We start from the raw sequence: 217 nt of genomic DNA, 5'->3' as shown, positions 1-217 counted from the left end.
CATCAACTTTGATCTTATCTGAAGTAATCGTATTATCTGCAATCTGATTTGCAGTGATGGATTTCGGTGCAATGCTTAATTTCGCATTAGCTAAAACTGAACTGCTTAATCCACTTAATCCATTTACTAATACGATACCATCGGTACTAATGTCTTTCTTATCTATTAATGTGCCTGATGCTACTTTAGGATCTACATAAGTAATCGTGCCACTTGC

Annotated in this window: 1 protein-coding gene; it reads right to left on the bottom strand. The window is 35.5% G+C overall.

Features of this window, described 5'->3' with window-relative positions; all coding sequences use genetic code 11:
* Positions 1-217 (bottom strand): hypothetical protein (locus EHC72_RS22905; protein WP_165585928.1); only part of this gene is annotated, 217 nt, incomplete at both ends.

Origin of the sequence: Pedobacter nototheniae (genome assembly GCF_004335085.1) — a bacterium.
GTDB lineage: Bacteria > Bacteroidota > Bacteroidia > Sphingobacteriales > Sphingobacteriaceae > Pedobacter > Pedobacter nototheniae.
Note: the sequence above shows the minus strand (reverse complement) of the source record. Positions and strands in the feature narration are given on the sequence as shown.